The organism is Geodermatophilus sp. URMC 62 (assembly GCF_052931475.1).
Map to the genome: position 1 here is coordinate 1 of NZ_JBRFHY010000002.1, position 18658 is coordinate 18658.

Genomic DNA, 18658 nt, shown 5'->3' on the forward strand with positions numbered 1-18658 from the left:
ATGGGCGTGGATAAGCACGCCCCGAGGTCGGGCAGTTGCACAGCACCGAATGCGACTTAGGTCCGCTCGGACGGCTAACCACCGCCCGCAGTCCCGTCGTCGATCCGCCGCTACCCAAATCGCGGGCTCAGGGGTCGACCAGCCGCCACACATGGCGCAGAGAGGGGTTGTCGGAGCACGCCCACGTTTCAGCCCCCGGCTGGCGCGTGAAGTCTGGCCTCGCTCGACCCCGAGTCGACATGAGCGACCGCCAACCGCCTGGCGTGCACGGGAAGGGAGGTCAAGCCCATGACAGCTTCTGCCTTGGTCGGCAGATTCATCGCATGAGCCTTGGGGTCGACTCGGTTCCTCTCTGCCCATACGGCCGGAACCCCAGCAGACGAAGGACTCTCTTCCTCAGCGGCGTTGCACAACCCCTACCAACACCAGCTCCGGCCTCGAGTTGACGAGGATCGTGAGCTGGGCAGCCTCCCCTGCCGTCTCCTTGTCGAGCCACTGGCGTTCGGCTTTCATCCGGCGGCAAGTGCCGGCGCAGCCGGTGCTTGTCTCGACAACGAGCGAAGCGAGGCGTCAGGAACAACCTCGCCTCCTTCGGAGCCCCCTTCGCCGCCTGCGGCGGATCAGCCCCCCTCCCCCACGACCACCCGGGGTTTCGGGGTGCTCGTACTACTGCGCGAGAGATCAAGGAGGCGCCTTCGGCGCCGCAACGAAGGAAGGGGCGGCCATGGTCAACACCGCTGTCGCCGTTATCTCCCACATGCTGCCGAGAGCAGCTTGCTCGGACCACGACGCCACCCGAGCAGCGGATGGAGCCGGCGGCGGAACTGGAGCAGGTCCGCACGCTGGCCCCGACCGCATCGCCGGCGTGAAGTCCATACCGTCCGGAGCTGGGATGTGGCCGGGCATCTGCCGCACACCAGATGACCCCCGACGACGCCACTCGCCGCTACGCCATGCAGGACCTGCGCAAGATGCGCTCGCGCTACAAGACGGACGGCGTTTGGGTCACCTTCTAGCAAGCGGTCCTCGGGCAGGTCGTCCAAGACGACCAGCGCGCCGACACTGCTGGCCGGGTAGCTAGCAACCAGCTACCTGGTAGCTACCGACTGGTTACCGCAGGCAGATGCGCGTCAAGGGCCACTTCGATCAGGGCACTTCGGTTGGGAGCTGAGTGCTTCTCGACGAGACGGTCCATGACGTCGCGGACGTCGACCGGCGGGCGCAGCGAGATCTGTGCAGTCCCGCGCCGGCCCGGCCTGCGAGACACAGGCTGCGCGCTCTTGCTGAACAGTCCGGAGGTGCGGGACTCAACGTAGCCAGCTGCGGCGAGCAGGTCATCGAGACGTTCGTGTGTGGCGTCGAGTGCGTCGGTGACGAGCTGAAGGTGCGTGCGCCCACTCTGCTCCCCCGCTGCCCTTAGCCGCTCAGCCAGGTCGACCGGGAGGTAGACGATGATCTGCGTCTTGCTGGCCGTCGGCTTGTCGGCCTTGACTGCCCGGGTCTTGCGGGCTGGCGCTTCCTTCCGGGACGCCTCAGTTCGCTTCTCAGCCTCGGAAGCGGCTTCAGCCGCCTTCGGGGCTTCCTCGGGTTCTGCGGGCCTCTCGCGGACGTCTACAACCGTCTCCTGACGTCGAGCGCCCGGTCGCGGTGGGAGCTTCCCGGCGCCGGCGGTGCGCGTTCCGAACGCGCCAGCGAGGCTCTGCTTGCCGATGCCCTGGGGCTCCACGGAGGTCATGCCTGCACCTCCTGGCCCTCGAGGACGTCGACGCGATCGTTCAGATCGACCGTCTCGGCAGCCACGATGCGGTCGATCAGCTCCTCAGCAAGGCGCTGGTAGTCGCCTGCCACGGTGCCGGCACTGGCAGCGAGGGTCTCGGCCTTCCTGCCGGTCTTGAAGCGCTCGTGCCACTTGGGCGCCGTGGCCACGTCGCGCTCCAGCTCATGCATGAGCTGGCCGCGTTTGCGGGCGTCGTAGGCGGCTGCTTCGGCGTGGCGGATGGTCGAGATGAAGACGATGCCGGGGTTGTCGAGGTCCTGGCCGAGGTCGGCGCGAACGGAGTTCTGAACCCGGGTGGCAGTCGAGCCGACACCGAAGAGCACGACGCCGAGGAGCTCGATCCACGGGTTCACCTCTTCGCGGATCTCGGTGAAGAGACGCGCGACCTTGGCAAGGCCAAGGCGGCTGCCGTCGTCGCTCTTGGTCGGAATGACCAGCCAACGAGCCGCAGCCAGGCCGAGGCGCTGGAGCGGCTTGTTACCCGGAGGGCAGTCGATGAGCACGAGGTCGTAGCTCTCGGCGACCTGGGCAAGCGCGGCCGCGAGGGCGGTCACCCCCCCACCGTGGCCCGCCTCGAGTGCGTCGGACAGCTCGTCGAGTTGCTCGCCGCCACAGGCCACGTCGAGGTTCGGCCGCACGTTGGTGAGCGGAATGATCGCGTGTCCGGTGCTGATGGCACTCACGAGCGCTTTGCCGTCGTCGCTGCGGCCGGCGCCGATGTAGCCGAGGTCGTTGCCGACGTTGCCCTGCGGGTCCAGGTCGACGATCAGCACCTTGTAGCCACCGCCGGCGTAGAGGCCGGCGAGGTTGGCGACGAGGCTGGTCTTGCCGACGCCGCCCTTGCCGTTGACGAAGGCAAGGCAGCGGATGAGCTGCTCAGGGCTCCACTTGAGTTCAGGCACGGGTCCTCCTTCAGGGCTAGGTGATCCTCGGCCCTGGTAGCTGGTTGGTAGCTACTGCCACGCCGAACGACGGCAAGTTGGTAGCAACCAGGTAGCTACGTACTAGCCGCTCCCGAAGGGCCATGCGGGGATGCATCATCAGGTAGCAGGCGGCCAGCTACGCGACTGCCATCCGGTAGCAGGTAGGTAGCAGTCAGGCGGCTACCTCTCAGCTACCAGGTAGGCGAATCTGACTGGGCGGCAGGCAGGCGAGGTGCTTGCCCAGACCCCACTCGTGGCGGGCACTAAACTCGACGTGGGCCACCCAGCCGCGGTCGTCATCGTAGAGCCGCCACGCGAACTGGAACCCTGGCCATCAGTGGCCGTCGCGCTCGATCTCCACGGGGCGTGGGGGAGTGAACCGGCGCTCGTCGAGCAGGCGGATCACCACGGAGCCGGACCATACCCACCGTGGGGGGTCCTCGGGCGCGGGCGCATCGAGAGGGAGTGGGCGGCCTCGGTCGTCGCATTAAGCGCTCCCGCGAACTTTCCAGCGCGGCAGCTGAGGAGCCGGCTGGGCCGGCGCTGTCACACCTCAACTCCGCCAGCCAAAAACTCCGCTCCCGCTGCTTGACCCGCCGCCCGTGTCCACCCGAGGGGGGCAGCTATCACCGCTGCAAGGGAGCAGCGGCGTCCTTGGAGAAGGGCGCGAAGCGCAAGATCAGGAGCGAGGCCCATGACAACTGAACAAAGCCTAGAACCCAAAATCTATGTGGCGAGCTTGAGCGACTACAACGCCGGAAGGCTGCATGGTCGCTGGATCCACGCGGCCCAAGGCGTCGAGGCCGTGGAGGCTGAGATCGTCGACATGCTGGGCGAGTCCCGCGAGCTGGTCGCCGAGGAGTGGGCAATCCACGACTACGACGACTTCGGAGACATCCGGCTAGGGGAGTACGAGGACCTCGGCCACGTCTGCGAGCTGGCCGCGGCGCTCGTCGAGTACGGCGAGGTCTTCGGTGCTTGGTACGCCAACGGCGGCCACGAAGACGGCCAGCCGCTAGGCGAGCAGTTTCAAGAATCGTTCTGCGGCACCTTCGACGACTTGGGCGACTACGCCGAGGAGATCGCCGCCGAACTTGGCGAGGTCACCGACCAGCACCTGACGACCTGGCCCTTCCACTGCATCGACTGGGACCTCGCGGGCCGTGAGCTGGAGCTTGGCGGCGACATCTGGACCGCGCCGGCGCCCGTTGGTCGGATCCACGTCTTTCGATGATCGGCGATACTGTGTTGATCATGAGCGAGAGCGGAACTGTCGAGGAGGACCCCCTCCGGGGGTTGGACCCACGACGCCGCGTAGCTCTTGAGCGCATCCGGCGCGAGTTCCGAGAGGCTGGCGGGAGCCGTGTGAGCCTCAGTGACGAGCTGGTCGCCGAGCGCCGATTGGAGGCGGCCGCCGAAGACGGCGACCTGTCCGACCGCAGGTGATCGTCCTCGACGCCTCAGCTTGCCTTGCGCTGCTCAACGACGAGCCCGGCGGCGATGTCGTCGCCCAGCGAGCAGCGAGCGACGACGCCACCATCAGCGCGGTCAACTACGCCGAGGTGCTCCAGAAGGCCGCGCGTATCGGCGTGCTGGCCGAACGAGTCGATGCGACCCTCGACGACTTCGGGATCACCGTCACCCCCTTCAGCCGCCTAGATGCTCGCTTGTCGGCCTCGTTCTACCGACACCGCTCAGGCCTCAGCCTCGCTGATCGGGTGTGCCTGGCGCTGGCGCGCAGTCTGTCGAGTCCCACCTTCACGACCGATCGCCTCTGGTTGAGCTTCGCGGAGGACTTCGGCGTCGAGGTTCAAGTCATCCGCTGACCATGGAACCCAGAGGGCCATCGCCCTCTGGCTGGGAGTCCGCCATCACCTCGTTAGGGGCACCGTTTCGACGCGCCGGGCCGGGAGTCAAGGACGCTTCGCGCTCTGGCGAGTGGCGCTGCGCGCCATCCTTGACTCCCGGCCCGGCGCGTGAAGAGCCTCTACTAGCGAGTTGATGGGCAGGGACTGCGACGGCTCGAGCTTGCATGCAGACCCGCTCTAGCGGGCCGGCAGCTAGCCTCGTGGAGGCCTAACGGGCACGCGATGATGCAACCGCCGGTACGGTAGCTACCTGGTAGCTACCAGGGACCATTGAATGGTGCTCACCGCGCTGCCCGTTGGTCAGCGGCGGGGCGAGGCGGCCTGGTCGGCGTGTCCTCGTCAGCCGCGCTTCGGTCCCCCTGCCAGCGACGTCCGGTCCGGTAGACGTGTGTGCCGCCGCAGGGGCAGGTCACGGTCAGGGCGATGTGGGTGGGGTGGTTGGCGAGGGTGCGGATGTGCCGGGTGGGAACCAGTTCGTCGAGCCCACTGACCGGACAGGTAATCCACAGCACGGCTGATCACCTCAGATCAGGGTTGCAGGTGGCCGGCCTGGGGCCAAGATGCCCCGGGCGGTGATGCGCTGGTCAAATCGGGTGCGGTGGATGGCCGCACGGCGGTGGGTGCCGCGGCGTCGTCAGCGGCCTTGACGGCGAAGGTCAGCTGCCGGCCCTTGTCCGCGGTCGGCTCCGCCTGCACGCCGAGAGGCTGCTCGCTGGGATTTAGTTGGTCGGTGAGGGCGCGGATGCCAGTCCACTCAAGGACGTCAACTAGATAGTCGGTGACCTGTACCGGCGGTAGGGCGGCGAACGCGGCCGACTTGGGCAGCAGGTGCGGCACCGTGCGTTCCGCCGGACCGGGTACTCCAGTCGGGCGGTCAGCCCGGGCCGCAGGGTCGCTCTCATCGGATGCTCATCCTGGCCAGCCGGAGATTCGCGCTGCGCAGGTGGTTCTGGTGTCCAGGGCCAAGGAGCGGTCCAGCTGCGGAGCGATCCAGCTGCGCGGCGCTGAACAACAGCTCAGAGAAGTTCAGCAGCGCCGGGTCGGCGACCAACTGCAGCAGCCGCAGGCAGGTTGTCGCCGGCAGGCCAGTGGCCCGCTGGACCTCGCGGGCCGAGAGAGCCGGTGCCCCGGGGTGAGCACGTCGAGTACCTGGCACATCTTGCGCAGGACCAGGACGGGCTTGGGGGACGACCTGGCTGGGGCATGCCGCCAGACGCCCGCCCTCGTCGTGCACTAGGTCTGTCATCCCCCTTCCCCGCCATGACCGGGTGGGCTACCGCGGGTCCACACCGTGGACATGTCCCTCACTCTGACCGATCGCGTCCCCGCTTCGTCACCGCGCGAGCGGGATGCGACGAGGACGGCCGAAGGACACCTATCCGCAGGATCGGTCGTGCCGCCTCAATCCCGGAGGCGCTCGTTCCCGGACTCACCAGGAGGTGGCCGATAGTGCACACCCAACCGCCCACGAGCACGGAGGCCGCGGCGGCCGCGGGGGGCCGGGGGCCAGTCCGGTCCTGGTGGAACCCGCAGCAGGCATCGCCCATGCGCTTTGACCGGTACCGGCGGGTCGACCGCAGCGCCCGGTTCGGCAACGCGCCGCGCTCGTGGCCCGACCGGACCCTCGACCGGGCGCCGTTGTGGAGCTCGGTCGACCTCCGAGACGGCAACCAGGCCCTGCCCAACCCGATGAGCCCGGCCCGCAAGAGCGCCATGTTCGACCTGCTCGTCCGGCTGGGGTTCAAGGACATCGAGGTCGGCTACCCGTCGGCGAGCGAGGCGGACTTCACCTTCGTCCGAGACCTCGTTGAGGGCGACCGCATCCCCGACGACGTCACCATCTCCGTGTTCACCCCCGCCCGACCGGAGCTGATTGACCGCACATTCGAGGCCGTCCGCGGTGTCCGGCGGGCCGTCATCCACCTCTGCAACGCCACGGCCTGCCTGTGGCGGGAGACGGTGTTCGGGTTGACCCCCGACGAGGTGCGCCGGATGGCCACCGACTCCGCCGAGCGGCTGCTCCGGTTGACCGACACCACACCCGGGTCCGACCTGCGGTTCGAGTACTCCCCGGAGACCTTCAATGTCACCGAGCCCGAGTACGTGCTCGACGTCTGCGACGCGGTTGCCTCGACGGTGGATGCCAGTCCCGACCGGCCGCTGATCCTGAACCTGCCTAGCACGGTCGAAACCGACTCGCCTAACGTCTTCGCCGACCAGGTCGAGTGGATGCACCGCAACCTCGCACGGCGGGACGGGATCATCCTTTCGGTGCACCCACACAACGACCGCGGCACCGCCGTGGCCTCCGCCGAGCTGGCGCTGATGGCCGGTGCCGACCGCGTCGAGGGAACCCTGTTCGGCAACGGGGAGCGCACAGGGAATGTCTGCCTGGCCACCCTGGCGCTGAACTTGTTCAGCCACGGCATCGATCCGCAGCTCGACTTCACCTCGATCGACGAGGTCCGGCGCACCGTCGAGCACTGCAACGAGCTGTCGGTGCACCCCAGGCACCCCTACGTCGGCGACCTCGTCTACACCGCCTTCTCCGGCACCCACCAGGACGCGATCGCCAAGGGCTTCGTTGCCATGGAGCGGTGGGCCGCCTCCAGCGGGACACCGGTGCGCGACCACCCCTGGCAGGTGCCCTACCTGCCCATCGACCCCCAGGACGTCGGGCGCTCCTACGAGTCAGTGGTCCGGGTCAACAGCCAGTCCGGCAAGGGCGGCATGGGGCATGTCCTCCGCAACGTCTACGGACTAGACCTGCCCCGGGAGATGCGGGTGGAGTTCGCCCGGCACGTGCAGCAGGTCGCCGACCGGGAGGGCACCGAGCTCAGCTCGGCCCGGCTGTGGCAGTGCTTCCGGGACAGATACCTGCCCCCCCGTCCTCGCCTGGTGCTACACGAATGCCACGAGCAGACCGAGGACGACGGCGTCGTGCTGACCTTGGTCGTCGACACCTCCGACGGGTTCCGGCGGCGCGTCCGCGGATTCGGTGGGGACACCGCGGCGGCCTGCTGCCAGGCGCTGTCCGCACTGGGTCACCTCGTCCGGGTCCAGCAGGCCGGCCGTCCCTCGCTCACCCGCCTCGATGGGTGCCCCCTCGTGGTCTTCACCGAGGTACAGGCAGGGGACCTACGGCTCTGGGGCGTCGGCCTGGCCGCCACGTCGTCCGAGGCCCTCGTGCAGTCCCTCGTCAACGCCGTGAACCGCGTGCCGGGCGTGCCCCGGCCGGCCGATCCCGCCGATCCGAGCAAGGAGAAGGCATATGCCCCTCATCGGTGAGTCTGTCTGGCTCCCGGACGTGCCCCTCGCCCACCGGGAGTTCGAGCGCCACGCGCGGCTGGCCCCAAACCGCACGGCGCTCACTATCGGCGCCGAGCGCCGGACATACGGGGAGTTGAACGCCGCCGCCAACCGGTTCGCGCACCACCTCCTGGCACTCGGCATGGGGCGGGGAGCCGTGGTGGGCGTCTGCCTAGACCGCTCGGTCGACTTGGTGGTATCGATCCTGGGCATCCTCAAGGCCGGGGCCGCCTACGTCCCGCTCGACCCGACATACCCCGTAGAACGCCTGGGGCTCATGGGTCGCCAGCTCGACACGCTCGCTGCGGTCGTGGCCAATGACGACACGGCCGACCTCGTGGCGACGATGCGCGCTCCGGTAATCAACCCTGCCATCCTGCCGCCCGTCCTCGCCGCCTACCCGAATGCCGATCCGGAGGTTTTACTGAGCGGGGACGACCTCTGCTACGTCGTCTTCACCTCCGGCTCCACCGGCACGCCGAAGGCGACGGCCGTGCGGCACCGCGGCTGGTACAACCTGCTCAACTGGCTGACCCTCGAGTACGGGCTGGACGAAACCTCAGCGAACCTGCTGGTCAGCTCGTTCGGCTTTGATATCAGCCAGCGCAGCCTGATGACCCCGCTGTTCAACGGGGCCACGTTGCACATGCTGCCCAGCCGCTTCTTCGACGTCGGCATGGCATACCGGGCGATCGGCGCGCTCGGGGTCAAGACCCTGCACTGCGCTCCGAGCACGCTGTACCTCCTGGTGGACCGGGAGGTCGCCACCGGGGGCGACGCCCTGGCCCGGATGGATTACGTGTTCATCGGTGGCGAGCCCCTGAAGCCTGCCCGGGTGAGCGCCTGGGCCACCCGGCCGGATAACCGCTGCGTCCTGCTGCACCAGTACGGGGTGGCCGAGTGCACCGACGTCGCCACCTCGCACGTGATGGCGGACTACACCGCGTATCGCTCGGGGGTCGTCCCGGTCGGCACACCGGTCTACAACACCCGCGTCCACGTGCTGGACGACGACCTGCACGAGTTGGACACCGGGGAGGTCGGCGAAATCTGCATCTCCGGCGCCAGCGTGGGTCTCGGTTACCTTAACCCCGATCCGCACAGCACCTGCCGGTTCGTCGAGCCCGTCCTGGACGGTCGACGGGTCCGGCTGTACCGCACCGGCGATCGGGGCTACACCACCGCGGCCGGCGAGCTGGTCGTCGTGGGTCGCATGGACTCCCAGGTCAAGATCCGCGGGATGCGCATCGACCTGAACGATGTCGAGCACGGGGTGCGCAGCAACCCCCGGGTCCGTGACGCCGTGGTCCTCGCGGTGGCCATCGACCCCGGGGACCCACACCTGGTCGCCTTCGTCATCGGACAGGACCCGGTGCTCGATCCCCGTCAGTTGCGCTCGGAGCTGTCCGCGGTGTTGCCGCTGAACATGATCCCGCGGGAGTTCGTCCAGCTCCCGGCATTTCCGCTGAACCCGAACGGCAAGGTCGACCGGAAGCTCCTGGCCAACGCCGCGCGGGCCGGCGAGCCCGTCGTGGGCACGACGTCCTGATCCTTTCGCACCACCGGGCACCGGATCGACCTGGCCGGCTGCCCGCGTACCCGTCCCATCAAATAAGGAGTCAGTCATGAGCGAGACCCAGATTCCCGTCCCCGTCCCCGTTGCCACGGCACCCACCGCCGTGGTGCCCGACGACATCCGGGACGACATCCGGCGGTTCACCACCGACGGCTTCATCGGCCCCATCAAGCTCTACGAGCCCGACGAGGCCGCGGAGCTGATCCGGGAGATCAGGATCCGCAACCAGGACACCTCCAAGGCCCTGTACCGCAACAGCGTCAACTACGACCGCCACTTCGACATCCCGGAGCTGGGCCGGCACGTCGCGCACCCGACGATCGTGAAGTACCTCACGGCCATCTTCGGGCCGGACGTCCTGTGCTGGCGCACCGAGTGGTTTCCCAAGTTCCCGGGGGCCAAGGCGACTGAGTGGCACCAGGTTCGCGACTACAGCTACGCAAACGGCAAGCCGCAGCTGCTGCCGACCGAGACGGACTGGAACGCGTTCATCGACATCACCGTCTGGACCACCTTCACGCCCGCGACGCGCGAGACCGCGTGCATGCGGTTCGTCCGCGGCTCGCAGCGCGACCTCATCTTCGATGAGCACAAGGCGACCGCGACCGGCCGGTCGGAGGGCTACGACGTGGCTTACGCCAACACCGGCTTCTTCGGCTATGACTTCTCCGACTTCGCCGTCGACCCGGACTGGGAGCCGCGGCCGGAGGACGTCGTGGAGATGGAGATGCAGCCGGGGGAGGCGGTCATCTTCACTGCGTCCTGCGTGCACGGCTCGCTGCCCAACATCACCAAGCGGCAGACCCGGTTCGCCATCGCCGCCCGGTACGTGCCGACCCACGTGCGCGTGTACCCGGACCAGGACACATTCTCCGCGCACGGCGCCACCTTCGACCTCGATGAGTACGGGAGCGTCCTCGTCAGCGGTCAGGACGCCTACGGCCACAACCGCCTCCGGTCGACCGACAACCACGGTCAGCCCTTCGTGGGCACCTGGCCGGCCTGACCCCAGCCCCTTTCGACAGACCACCCTTAACTGACCACAGGAGGACAACGGCGTGAACCGAGACGTGATCCGCAAAATCTGGAGCCGCGAGCTGGAGCTCGACGATTTCTCCGACGACGACGATTTCTTCGCCCTCGGGGGCCACTCCCTGATCATGGCGAAGATCCAGCACGCCATCGGCGAGGAGCTCGGCATCGAGGTCCCGATGGACGAGCTCTTCCGACACTCCACCGTGAACTCCATCGCCGCTCACCTCGCGGCCCAGCCCGCGACCGCGTGACCGCGGCGGCGCCGGTGGGCACTCGTCCACCGGCGCCGCCGCGGCGAGACCCTGCAGGTGAGGAGCCGTCATGCAGCTGTCGAGCCGGGGCCTGAAGATGGCACGACGCTCCGGCGTCCGGGCCATCCTCGAGGACATCGCCGTCGCCGCCCGCTCGGGGGGCAGCGAGGAATGGATCAACCTCAGCCCAGGGAATCCGGCGCGCATCCCCGACGTGGAGCAGGTCTGGCAGGAGCTGGCCGAGACCGCGGTGGCCGAGTCCTTCACCGCGGCGTCTAGCCGCTACGGCCCCTCACGGGGCATGGACCGGGTGGTGGAGGCTGTCGTCGACCACTTCAGTCGCAGGTACGGCTGGCCCTTGACCACTGAGAACGTCACCGTGGGGCCAGGCGGGCAGATGCTCTGCTTCGTAGCCGCGGCGCTGTTCGCCGGGGACCACGCCTCCGCCTCGCGGCCCGTCGTGCTGCCGTCCGTCCCGGAGTACACCGGCTACCAGGGGCTGGTGCAGGACAGCTGTGGAGCGGTCGGGGTGCCGCCGCGGATTCGGCTGCAGGGCGACCGGCTGTTCCGCTACGGGATCGACATGGAGCGGCTACGGCGACTGCCCGAGATCGGGATGCTGCTCATCTCGAACCCCAGCAACCCGACCGGCCGTGCCCTCGAGCCGGCGGAGCTCGACCACCTGATCCGGGTGGCCGAGGAACGGGGGGTGCCGCTGATCATCGACCACGCCTACGGGGAGCCCTTCCCACGGGTGGCACGGACGGCGGTCGCACCGCCCTTTCACGCGAACGTGGTCAACTGCTTCACCCTCTCAAAGGCAGGCTTGCCCGGTGAGCGGGTCGGGTTCGCCATCGGGCCGGCGGAGGCCATCGACCCGGTGGTCTCGTTCCTCTCCAACTCGGTGCTGCACGCATCGCAGAGCGCGCAGTGCCTCCTCGAGAGTGGGCTGCGTAGCGGCCGGCTGGAGAAGCTGGCAGACGCGGTCATCCGGCCGTACTACGCAAGCAAGCGGCGTGCCGCCGAGCAGCTGCTCCACGAGCTCCTCCCGCCGTCGGTGGACTGGCGGCTGCACACCGCTGACGGCGGGCTGTTTTGCTGGCTGTGGATCAACCACGACTGGTTCGACGACCTGGTCCTCTACGAGCGGCTGAAGCGGCGGAAGGTCTTCGTCGTCCCGGGCCGCCACTTCTTCGTCAACCCCGAGGACGACGGCTCGCTGGGCGGCCACGCCACCCGGTGCGTGCGGCTGAGCCTCAGCGTAGAGGAGCCCGACCTGGCCGAGGGCGTGCGCCGGCTGGCCGAGGAGCTGGAGGTCATGAGCCGTGCAGCATGACGTGCTCCTCGCGGGCTCGGCCGAGCTGACGCTCGCCCACACCGCCCACGACCGGCCGACGGTGCTCTTTGTCAACGCAGTCGGCATGTCGTCGCAGATCCTGGCCCCGGTGGCGGCGGCGTTCGACCGGGCCGGGATGGGCTTGGTCACCTGGGAGCTGCGCGGCAGCCCCGGTCCCACCCCGAATCCGGTTGACAGCCGGCTAGACGATCACGTCGCTGACGGGCTGCGGGTCCTCAACCGGCTAGGGGTCGGCGCCATGCACGTGGCGGGCTGGTGCACCGGTGCGCCGGTGGCGGCCCTCCTCGCCGGCCGGCTGGGGGAGCGGGCGCTCAGCTTCACGTCTGTCGACGGCGCTTTCCTGTTCGGTGGGGTCCCGGGTGGGCCGCTAGGAAACGCGATGTGGGCGATGTGCGGCGAGATCGTCGCCGACACCTCCCGGGCCGAGCACTTCGAGCCGATCACCCGGCCGCGGGTGCAGTCGGCCGCGGTCATGGGGCTGGACGGCGGGTCGCCGCTGTTCGCTCAGGTCACGTTGCCCTACCGGCGCGGCGTGGAGGGATTGCTCCGCTACGCCCATGCCATCCGTGCTGCCTGTCCGCCCGACCCGGGGAGGACGTTGCGTGAGATCCGCTGTCCGGCGCTGTTCACCGCCCGTCGCGACGACCTCATGGTGAGCCATCGCAACGCGCAGCAGGCCGCCCGGCTGGTGGCCGGTGCCCGCTTCCGCCTCTACGAGTCCGGCGGCCACTACGGCCTGTTCCAGGACCCGGACACCGTCGCGGAGCTCGCCGGCTTCATGCGGTCGGCGGTCGGGTGCGTACCGGTGCGGTCCTGATGCACGGGGTGGGCGAGGCCGCTGCCGCCAACGTCCGGACGCTGCTCGCGGTGGCCGTGGTCATCGCAGGCGTCCGCCTGGTCGGCTGGCTCGTGGCGCGGATGGGGCAACCGCAGGTGATGGGCGAGATCGTCGCCGGCATTGTGCTGGGTCCGAGCGTCCTGGGGCTGGTCTGGCCAGACGCCGTCGGCTACCTCTTCTCGGCCTCGGTCATCGACGCGTTGCGCGTGCTCGCACAACTGGGCCTGGTCCTGTTCATGTTCTTGGTAGGGACCGAGCTTGACCACGCGGCGCTGCGGGGCCAGCGGCTGCGGGTGGCCGTGATCGCTCAGGCGTCCGTCGTCGTCCCCGTCGCCATGGCCGTCCCGCTGGCCCTGTGGCTGTACCCCCGCCTGGGTGACGGTGGGGACCTGCTCGGCTTTTGCCTGTTCGTCGCCGCGGCCATGGCGGTGACCGCCTTCCCCGTCCTGGCTCGCCTGCTGCGCGATACCGGCCTGGCCCGCTCGCGGGTCGGGGTGCTCAGCCTGGTGTGCGCCGCGCTCAACGACATGGTCGCCTGGTTCCTGCTCGCCGTCGTGGTCGCCGTCCTGCGTGCCGACGGCCCGGGTGAGGTCACGAACACGCTGGTCCTCACCACCGGGTTCGTGACGGTCATGCTCGGGGTGGTCCGGCCCTTGCTGGTCCGTCTACCCAGTCCGCCGCTGTGGTGCGCCTTGCTCGTGGCCATCCTGAGCGCGGCGGTGACCGAGCAAATCGGGACGCACGCGATCCTCGGCGCCTTTGTCGCCGGTGTGGTCATGCCTCGGCGGGAGGAGTGGCGGGAGTCTCTGCACGGCCGGCTGGACGGCGTCGTCTCGGTCGTCCTGCTGCCGATTTTCTTCGCAGTCGTCGGGCTGTCCACCCGGATCGACGAGCTGACCGGGTACCACCTGGCGCTCGCGGGAGTGGTCGTCGCGGTGGCGATCGCGGGCAAGTTCGGCGGCTCCTCGCTGGCCGCGCGGTGCGCTGGCGAGCGGTGGCCCGAGGCGATCACGATCGGAGTCCTCATGAACACGCGGGGCCTCACCGAGGTCGTCTTGTTAACGATCGGGCTGCAGCTGGGAGTGATCACCTCAACGTTCTTCACAATCATGGTGCTGATGGCCCTGATCACCACGCTGATGGCCGCGCCAGTCCTCCGGCTGATCGGCGCCCGACCGGGCGAGCGGGCCGACGTCCCGATGCTGGTGCAGGAGCCCGGGCCGGTCGGGGAGACGAGAGGGGTGCGCTGAGTTGATCGCTGAAGGGGGGACCGGGTCCAGGGACGGCTGCGGGTCACTCACCGCTTGCTGCGCGCGTAGTGGGCCGGGCTGATGCCCAGGAACCGGCGGAAGTGACGGGCCAGGTGCGACTGGTCGTAGAAACCGGCCATGGTGGCCGCCTGGGCGGGTGTGTGGCCGCTCAGGAGGAAGCGGCGGGCGAGGTCCACCCGCCGGCCGGTGAGGTACAGATGCGGCGGTATGCCGAACTCCCGCCGGAACGTACGCACCAGATGCGCGGGGTGTCGCTCGTCGAGGATTTCGGCCGCCTCGCCGAGGGAGACCCCCTGCTCAACCCGGGCGTCGAGCAGGTCCCGCAGCGCCTGGGCCACGCCGGGGTCGCGGGACCGCGTCGCGGCGGCCCGCGGCTTGGCCCCCAGGTGCTGGAGCAGCCGCTCCCGGATCAGAACTAGGCGGCTGTGCGCCTCGAGGTCCTCGCTCCGGTAGGTCAGCACCTGGTGAAGCTGGTGGACCCGGTAGCGCAGCAGCGGATCGGCCAGACTGGGCTCGTCGACCGCCGCGCCGATCAGGCCGTCGTCGAGCACGTCCCGCTCTAGGTAGAGCACACGCTTGCGGAACCCTTCCGGGCCGACGGGGCGACCGTCATGGGGGACGTCGGGCGGCAGGAGGGTCACCCATGCCTGGACCGCTCCGTGCTCATACCGGTCCAGGCCGTAGCGGACCATGCCGTCGTCAACGATCAGCAAGGTCCAAGTGTCGTGGGTGTGCGACGGATAGCTGTGCTCGGTGAAGCGCGCGTGGAACACCTCGTGCACGCCCGGCACCAAAGGGCGCCACGCCGTCACTGTGTTGACCACGATAGGAACTTATTCGTTCTGTTAAGAACGTACTAGAGCGTCGCGCACTGTGACAGCATGGTTTCCTCGTGCAGACGCAAGACTCACCGATCCGTTTCGACACCAAGATCACCGTGTTGCTGCGGAACGATCTACAGCCGTGGCAAAGCCTCAACGTAACGGCCTTCCTGGTCAGCGGCATCGCCGCAGCCGTCCCTGAGCTCATCGGGGAGCCCTACGAGGACGCCGACGGCACGCCCTACCTGGCGATGTTCCGGCAGCCGGTGGTGGTGCTCGCTGGATCCAAGGAAGTGCTCACGGCCGCCCACTCCCGGGTGCTCTCGCGCGGGCTGCCCCGGTCTGTCTATACCTCGGACCTGTTCGCCACCAACAACGACCAGGACAACCGCGCGGCCGTGCGGGCCGTCCCACGGGACGAGCTCGACCTTGTGGGCCTGGCCGTGCATGGGCCGCGCAACGCGGTGGACAAGATCTTCAAGGGTGCTCAGATGCACCGGTGACCGGTGACGGGCGGGAAGTGAGGGGGAGACGACCGTGAAGACCGAAGTTCGGTCCGACGCCGAGTCCGGTGCGACGCCGTACGCCTACCTGTTGGTCACGATGGCGCTTTTTGGGAGCGCGTTCGCCAGTTCCAAGCTTGTGGTCGGCGAGGTGCCGCATCAGGTGGCGGCCCTCCTGCGTTTCGGCGGCGGGGCTCTCGTCCTGCTCCTGCTTGCGCTGGTGATCAGGAAGGGGCGGCAGCCGTTCTCGCGGGGGGCGGTAATCCGTGCTGGTGCAGCCGGCCTCGTCGGCGTGTTCGCCTACAACGCCTTCTTCTTCTGGGGTCTGTCCCTGGCCCCCTCGCTCGACGGCAGCATCATCGTCCCGGTGCTCAGCCCCGTCCTGACCACGACTTTCCTCCTCCTGACCGGCCGGGAGACAGCGGGAGTGGCGCGCGCGGTCGGTCTTCTGCTGGGCATGGCCGGTGCCGCTCTGTTCCTCGCCGGGATCGGCGCGGAGTCCGGGATGACCGGCGCGCGGCTCGCTGGTGACTTCATCTACCTGCTCGCCGCGGCCTGCTGGGCTACCTACAGCATTATGTCCAAGCGGATGCTCGGGGGCATCGACCCGTTGCGCGCCACCGCGTGCGCCACGCTGGTCGGCGGACTGGCGCTGGCGGTGCTTGCCGTGCCTGTGCTCGGACAGGTCCGCTGGACAGACGTCTCCGGGACGGCCTGGGCCAACGTCGCTTACCTCGTCGTCGGGCCCACTGCCGTGGCCTACCTCTTCTACTACCGGGGACTCCGTGCCGTGAGCCCCTCGACGGCAACCATCATGATGTTCGCCGTGCCCGTCTTCGGGACGGTGTGCTCTGTCGCCTTTCTGGGGGAGAGCTTCACCCTGACCCAGGCCGCTGGAGCGGCGGTCATGATCGTCGGCGCGCTCCTCGCCGTGACCCAGGGGCGCCTACCCCACTGGTCGGGTCCACGGCTGCTCCCGCGTCCGGTCCGGCGGCCCGTCGCAAGCCAGCCCGCGGTCGACACCGCCGACGCGCACAAGTAGGTCTGCTCCTCTTTAGTCCTAGACCGTTGCTGTTCGTCAGCGGTCCTCGCCGGACCCCGCAGCACCGCGGGTATCGCTCTGCAGCGATACCGGTACGCCCTTTCGCGGGCGCCGTCAGAACGAGGCCGGTCCGCGGACGGCCGACGCTTACCAGCAATGGGAGAGCTTTGTGGTCATCGGGCATTTCCGGGTCCTCGGCCCGCTTCAGTGCACTCTGGGTGGGCAATCAGTCGCCTTGACCGGCCAGCGCCAGCGGGTGGTGCTCGCCGTGCTGCTGCTCGCGCAGGGGCGCCCCGTGACGCTGGACCGGCTGGTCGACGCCGTGTGGGAGGTGCCACCCGACACGGCGGACAAGCAGGTTCGCAACGTCGTCTCGAGCCTGCGCGTTCCCGTCGGCCAGTTGGGGGCCTCGGTGGGACTGATGGAGGGCGGATATCACCTCGATCTCGGCCGCGCCCGGCTCGATCTCGACGAGTTCGAGAAGCACGTCCAAAACGCCCGCGACCGCGCGGCCGTCGGCGAGGCCGAGGACCGGGAGGGGGCGGTCGCGGAGTTCCGGGCCGCTCTGGACCTCTGGCGGGGGCCGGCGCTGGCGGGGCTGACCAGCCCGGTGTTGCGCAACCGGGTGCTCGGGCTCGACGAGCAGCGGGTGGCGGTCTTCGAGGAGTGCGTCGCCCTGGAGCTGTACCTCGGTCGCCACCGTTCCGTGGTGAGCGAGCTGTTCCAGTGGGTCGACGAGGAGCCCCACCGCGAGAGCCTGGTGGCGTTGCTCATGCGCGCTTTGATCGCCTCGGGCGCTCGCGACCTGGCGCTAAAGGTCTACGACCAGACCCGCGAGGTGCTCGCCAACAACCTCGGTGTGGAGCCGGGGGCCGAGCTGCGCGGCCTGCGCCGCCAACTCACCGCCGAGCCGGCCCGCCGGGCACCCACGGCCGGCCTCATGCCGGTGCCGCAGGGCCAGCTGCGCCCGGCGCCGTCCGTGGCGCAGGCCCCGCCGGCCCGAGGCCCGTGCGCCCTGCCTGCGGACATCGTCGATCTGGTGGGGCGTGGGTGCGAACTCGCCCGCCTGTCGTCCTTGGGCAAGACGACGCCGGATTCCCCGACGACCTCCACTGTGGTGGCGATCGACGGCATGCCCGGCGTTGGCAAGACGGCGCTGGCGGTGCGGGCGGCGCACTCACTGGTCGACGACTTCCCGGACGGTCAGCTGTTCCTAGACCTACAGGCCTATAGTCCCGGCCAGCCGCCACTCGACCTGTCGGCGGCCGTAACGTCATTGCTTGTCAAGGTCGAGGTGCCCGTGGGCATGCTGCCGACGCGGCTGCCTGATCGGCTGGACCTCTGGCACCGGCAGGTGGCGCACCGTCGCCTCCTGCTGGTCCTTGACAACGCGGTTGACACCGCACAGGTTTCCCCGCTGCTGCCGGCCGGTCCAGGGTGCCTGACCCTAGTCACCAGCCGTCGGCGGCTGACCGGGCTGCACGCGGCGGCACTCGTCCCACTGGAGCTCCCCGGCCCCGCGGAGGCCCGCAACCTGTTCGTACAGGCCGTGGGGGACCGGCGCCCCCTCGCGGAGGCCGTAGCAGTCGACGAGGTGGTGCGGCACTGCGGTCGGCTGCCCCTCGCGCTGCGCATCGCCGCCACCCGGCTGCGGCACCGGCCGGCCTGGTCCGTGGCCGAGCTCGCCGAGCGCCTGGCCGACCCGGCACACCGGCTGGACGAGCTCCGCACCGACGACCTCAGCGTCGCCGACGCGATGGCCTCATCGGTGCATCGGCTCGGCCCGGTGGGCCAGCGCCTGATGCGCCTGCTGGAGTACCAGGACGAGGAGATCGCACCGAACACCGTCGCCGCGCTCGCGGACCTCACCGAGAGCCAGGCCGGGCACATGCTCGAGGACCTGGTGGACCTACACCTCGTCGAGCCGCGGGGTCCGGATCGCTACGCCCTTCACCCGCTGCTGCGGGCCTACGTGTCCCGCCTGCCGGGGGCCGAGCTCTTCGGTGCGGGCTGGGGCCGCGACGGGCGAGCGGCCTGACGCGGCCGTGGACGATGCCGCCGAGGCGCGGGCCCTGGCCGCGCTCCTG

17 protein-coding genes are annotated in these 18658 nt (G+C 69.2%); 13 read left to right on the forward strand and 4 right to left on the reverse strand.

From position 1 onward, the window contains the following. Positions 1–1099 precede the first annotated feature (1099 nt). Positions 1100–1735: a hypothetical protein gene (locus ACU616_RS26815; RefSeq protein WP_446761544.1), complete on the reverse strand. Its 636-nt coding sequence runs from the start codon at positions 1733–1735 to the stop codon at positions 1100–1102. Further along, on the reverse strand, positions 1732–2679 hold the full coding sequence (locus ACU616_RS26820; protein WP_446761545.1) for a ParA family protein: 948 nt from the start codon (positions 2677–2679) through the stop codon (positions 1732–1734). The genes ACU616_RS26815 and ACU616_RS26820 overlap by 4 nt, the downstream gene beginning before the upstream one ends. Positions 2680–3394: 715 nt before the next feature. Here ACU616_RS26820 and ACU616_RS26825 point away from each other — a divergent pair. The 3 genes from ACU616_RS26825 to ACU616_RS26835 are packed head-to-tail and all read left to right on the forward strand — an operon-like array spanning position 3395 to position 4526. Beyond that, on the forward strand, positions 3395–3934 hold the full coding sequence (locus tag ACU616_RS26825; RefSeq protein WP_446761546.1) for an antirestriction protein ArdA: 540 nt from the start codon (positions 3395–3397) through the stop codon (positions 3932–3934). A gap of 20 nt (positions 3935–3954) precedes the next feature. Then, on the forward strand, positions 3955–4146 hold the full coding sequence (locus ACU616_RS26830) for a hypothetical protein (protein ID WP_446761547.1): 192 nt from the start codon (positions 3955–3957) through the stop codon (positions 4144–4146). After that, complete coding sequence (locus ACU616_RS26835) at positions 4143–4526, forward strand: PIN domain-containing protein (RefSeq protein ID WP_446761548.1); 384 nt, start codon at positions 4143–4145, stop codon at positions 4524–4526. Before ACU616_RS26830 ends, ACU616_RS26835 begins: the two co-directional genes overlap by 4 nt. A 570-nt stretch (positions 4527–5096) precedes the next feature. Here the strand turns inward: ACU616_RS26835 and ACU616_RS26840 are convergent. Next, positions 5097–5405 carry a hypothetical protein gene (locus ACU616_RS26840; protein WP_446761549.1) on the reverse strand — a complete coding sequence of 103 codons (309 nt, stop codon included), beginning with the start codon at positions 5403–5405 and terminating at the stop codon, positions 5097–5099. 708 nt (positions 5406–6113) lie between these two features. Here ACU616_RS26840 and ACU616_RS26845 point away from each other — a divergent pair. From ACU616_RS26845 to ACU616_RS26875, 7 genes are all read left to right on the forward strand, one after another. Next, the gene (locus ACU616_RS26845) at positions 6114–7856 is read left to right on the forward strand and encodes a 2-isopropylmalate synthase (protein ID WP_446761550.1); all 1743 of its coding nucleotides are present in this window, start codon (positions 6114–6116) and stop codon (positions 7854–7856) included. Between the two features lie 19 nt (positions 7857–7875). After that, positions 7876–9426 (forward strand): amino acid adenylation domain-containing protein, encoded by a 1551-nt coding sequence (locus ACU616_RS26850; protein WP_446761551.1) that lies wholly within the window; start codon positions 7876–7878, stop codon positions 9424–9426. A 76-nt stretch (positions 9427–9502) separates the two neighbouring features. Beyond that, on the forward strand, positions 9503–10459 hold the full coding sequence (locus ACU616_RS26855) for a chlorinating enzyme (protein ID WP_446761552.1): 957 nt from the start codon (positions 9503–9505) through the stop codon (positions 10457–10459). 52 nt (positions 10460–10511) lie between these two features. Then, positions 10512–10739: an acyl carrier protein gene (locus tag ACU616_RS26860; RefSeq protein ID WP_446761553.1), complete on the forward strand. Its 228-nt coding sequence runs from the start codon at positions 10512–10514 to the stop codon at positions 10737–10739. Between the two features lie 70 nt (positions 10740–10809). Next, on the forward strand, positions 10810–12075 hold the full coding sequence (locus tag ACU616_RS26865) for an aminotransferase class I/II-fold pyridoxal phosphate-dependent enzyme (RefSeq protein WP_446761554.1): 1266 nt from the start codon (positions 10810–10812) through the stop codon (positions 12073–12075). Beyond that, on the forward strand, positions 12065–12913 hold the full coding sequence (locus tag ACU616_RS26870; protein WP_446761555.1) for an alpha/beta fold hydrolase: 849 nt from the start codon (positions 12065–12067) through the stop codon (positions 12911–12913). The genes ACU616_RS26865 and ACU616_RS26870 overlap by 11 nt, the downstream gene beginning before the upstream one ends. Continuing rightward, positions 12913–14184 carry a cation:proton antiporter gene (locus tag ACU616_RS26875; protein ID WP_446761556.1) on the forward strand — a complete coding sequence of 424 codons (1272 nt, stop codon included), beginning with the start codon at positions 12913–12915 and terminating at the stop codon, positions 14182–14184. The genes ACU616_RS26870 and ACU616_RS26875 overlap by 1 nt, the downstream gene beginning before the upstream one ends. A gap of 47 nt (positions 14185–14231) precedes the next feature. Here the strand turns inward: ACU616_RS26875 and ACU616_RS26880 are convergent, their stop codons facing one another. Next, the gene (locus ACU616_RS26880) at positions 14232–14987 is read right to left on the reverse strand and encodes a helix-turn-helix domain-containing protein (RefSeq protein WP_446761557.1); all 756 of its coding nucleotides are present in this window, start codon (positions 14985–14987) and stop codon (positions 14232–14234) included. A 110-nt stretch (positions 14988–15097) separates the two neighbouring features. Between ACU616_RS26880 and ACU616_RS26885 the strand changes: the two genes are divergently transcribed. From ACU616_RS26885 to ACU616_RS26895, 3 genes are all read left to right on the forward strand, one after another. Continuing rightward, positions 15098–15529, forward strand: coding sequence for a DUF2000 family protein (locus tag ACU616_RS26885; protein WP_446761558.1), 432 nt, complete (start codon positions 15098–15100; stop codon positions 15527–15529). Between the two features lie 34 nt (positions 15530–15563). Further along, entirely contained in the window at positions 15564–16571 is a 1008-nt protein-coding gene (locus ACU616_RS26890) for a DMT family transporter (protein WP_446761559.1), read from the forward strand. Between the two features lie 235 nt (positions 16572–16806). Beyond that, positions 16807–18609 carry a BTAD domain-containing putative transcriptional regulator gene (locus tag ACU616_RS26895; RefSeq protein ID WP_446761560.1) on the forward strand — a complete coding sequence of 601 codons (1803 nt, stop codon included), beginning with the start codon at positions 16807–16809 and terminating at the stop codon, positions 18607–18609. Positions 18610–18658 lie beyond the last annotated feature (49 nt).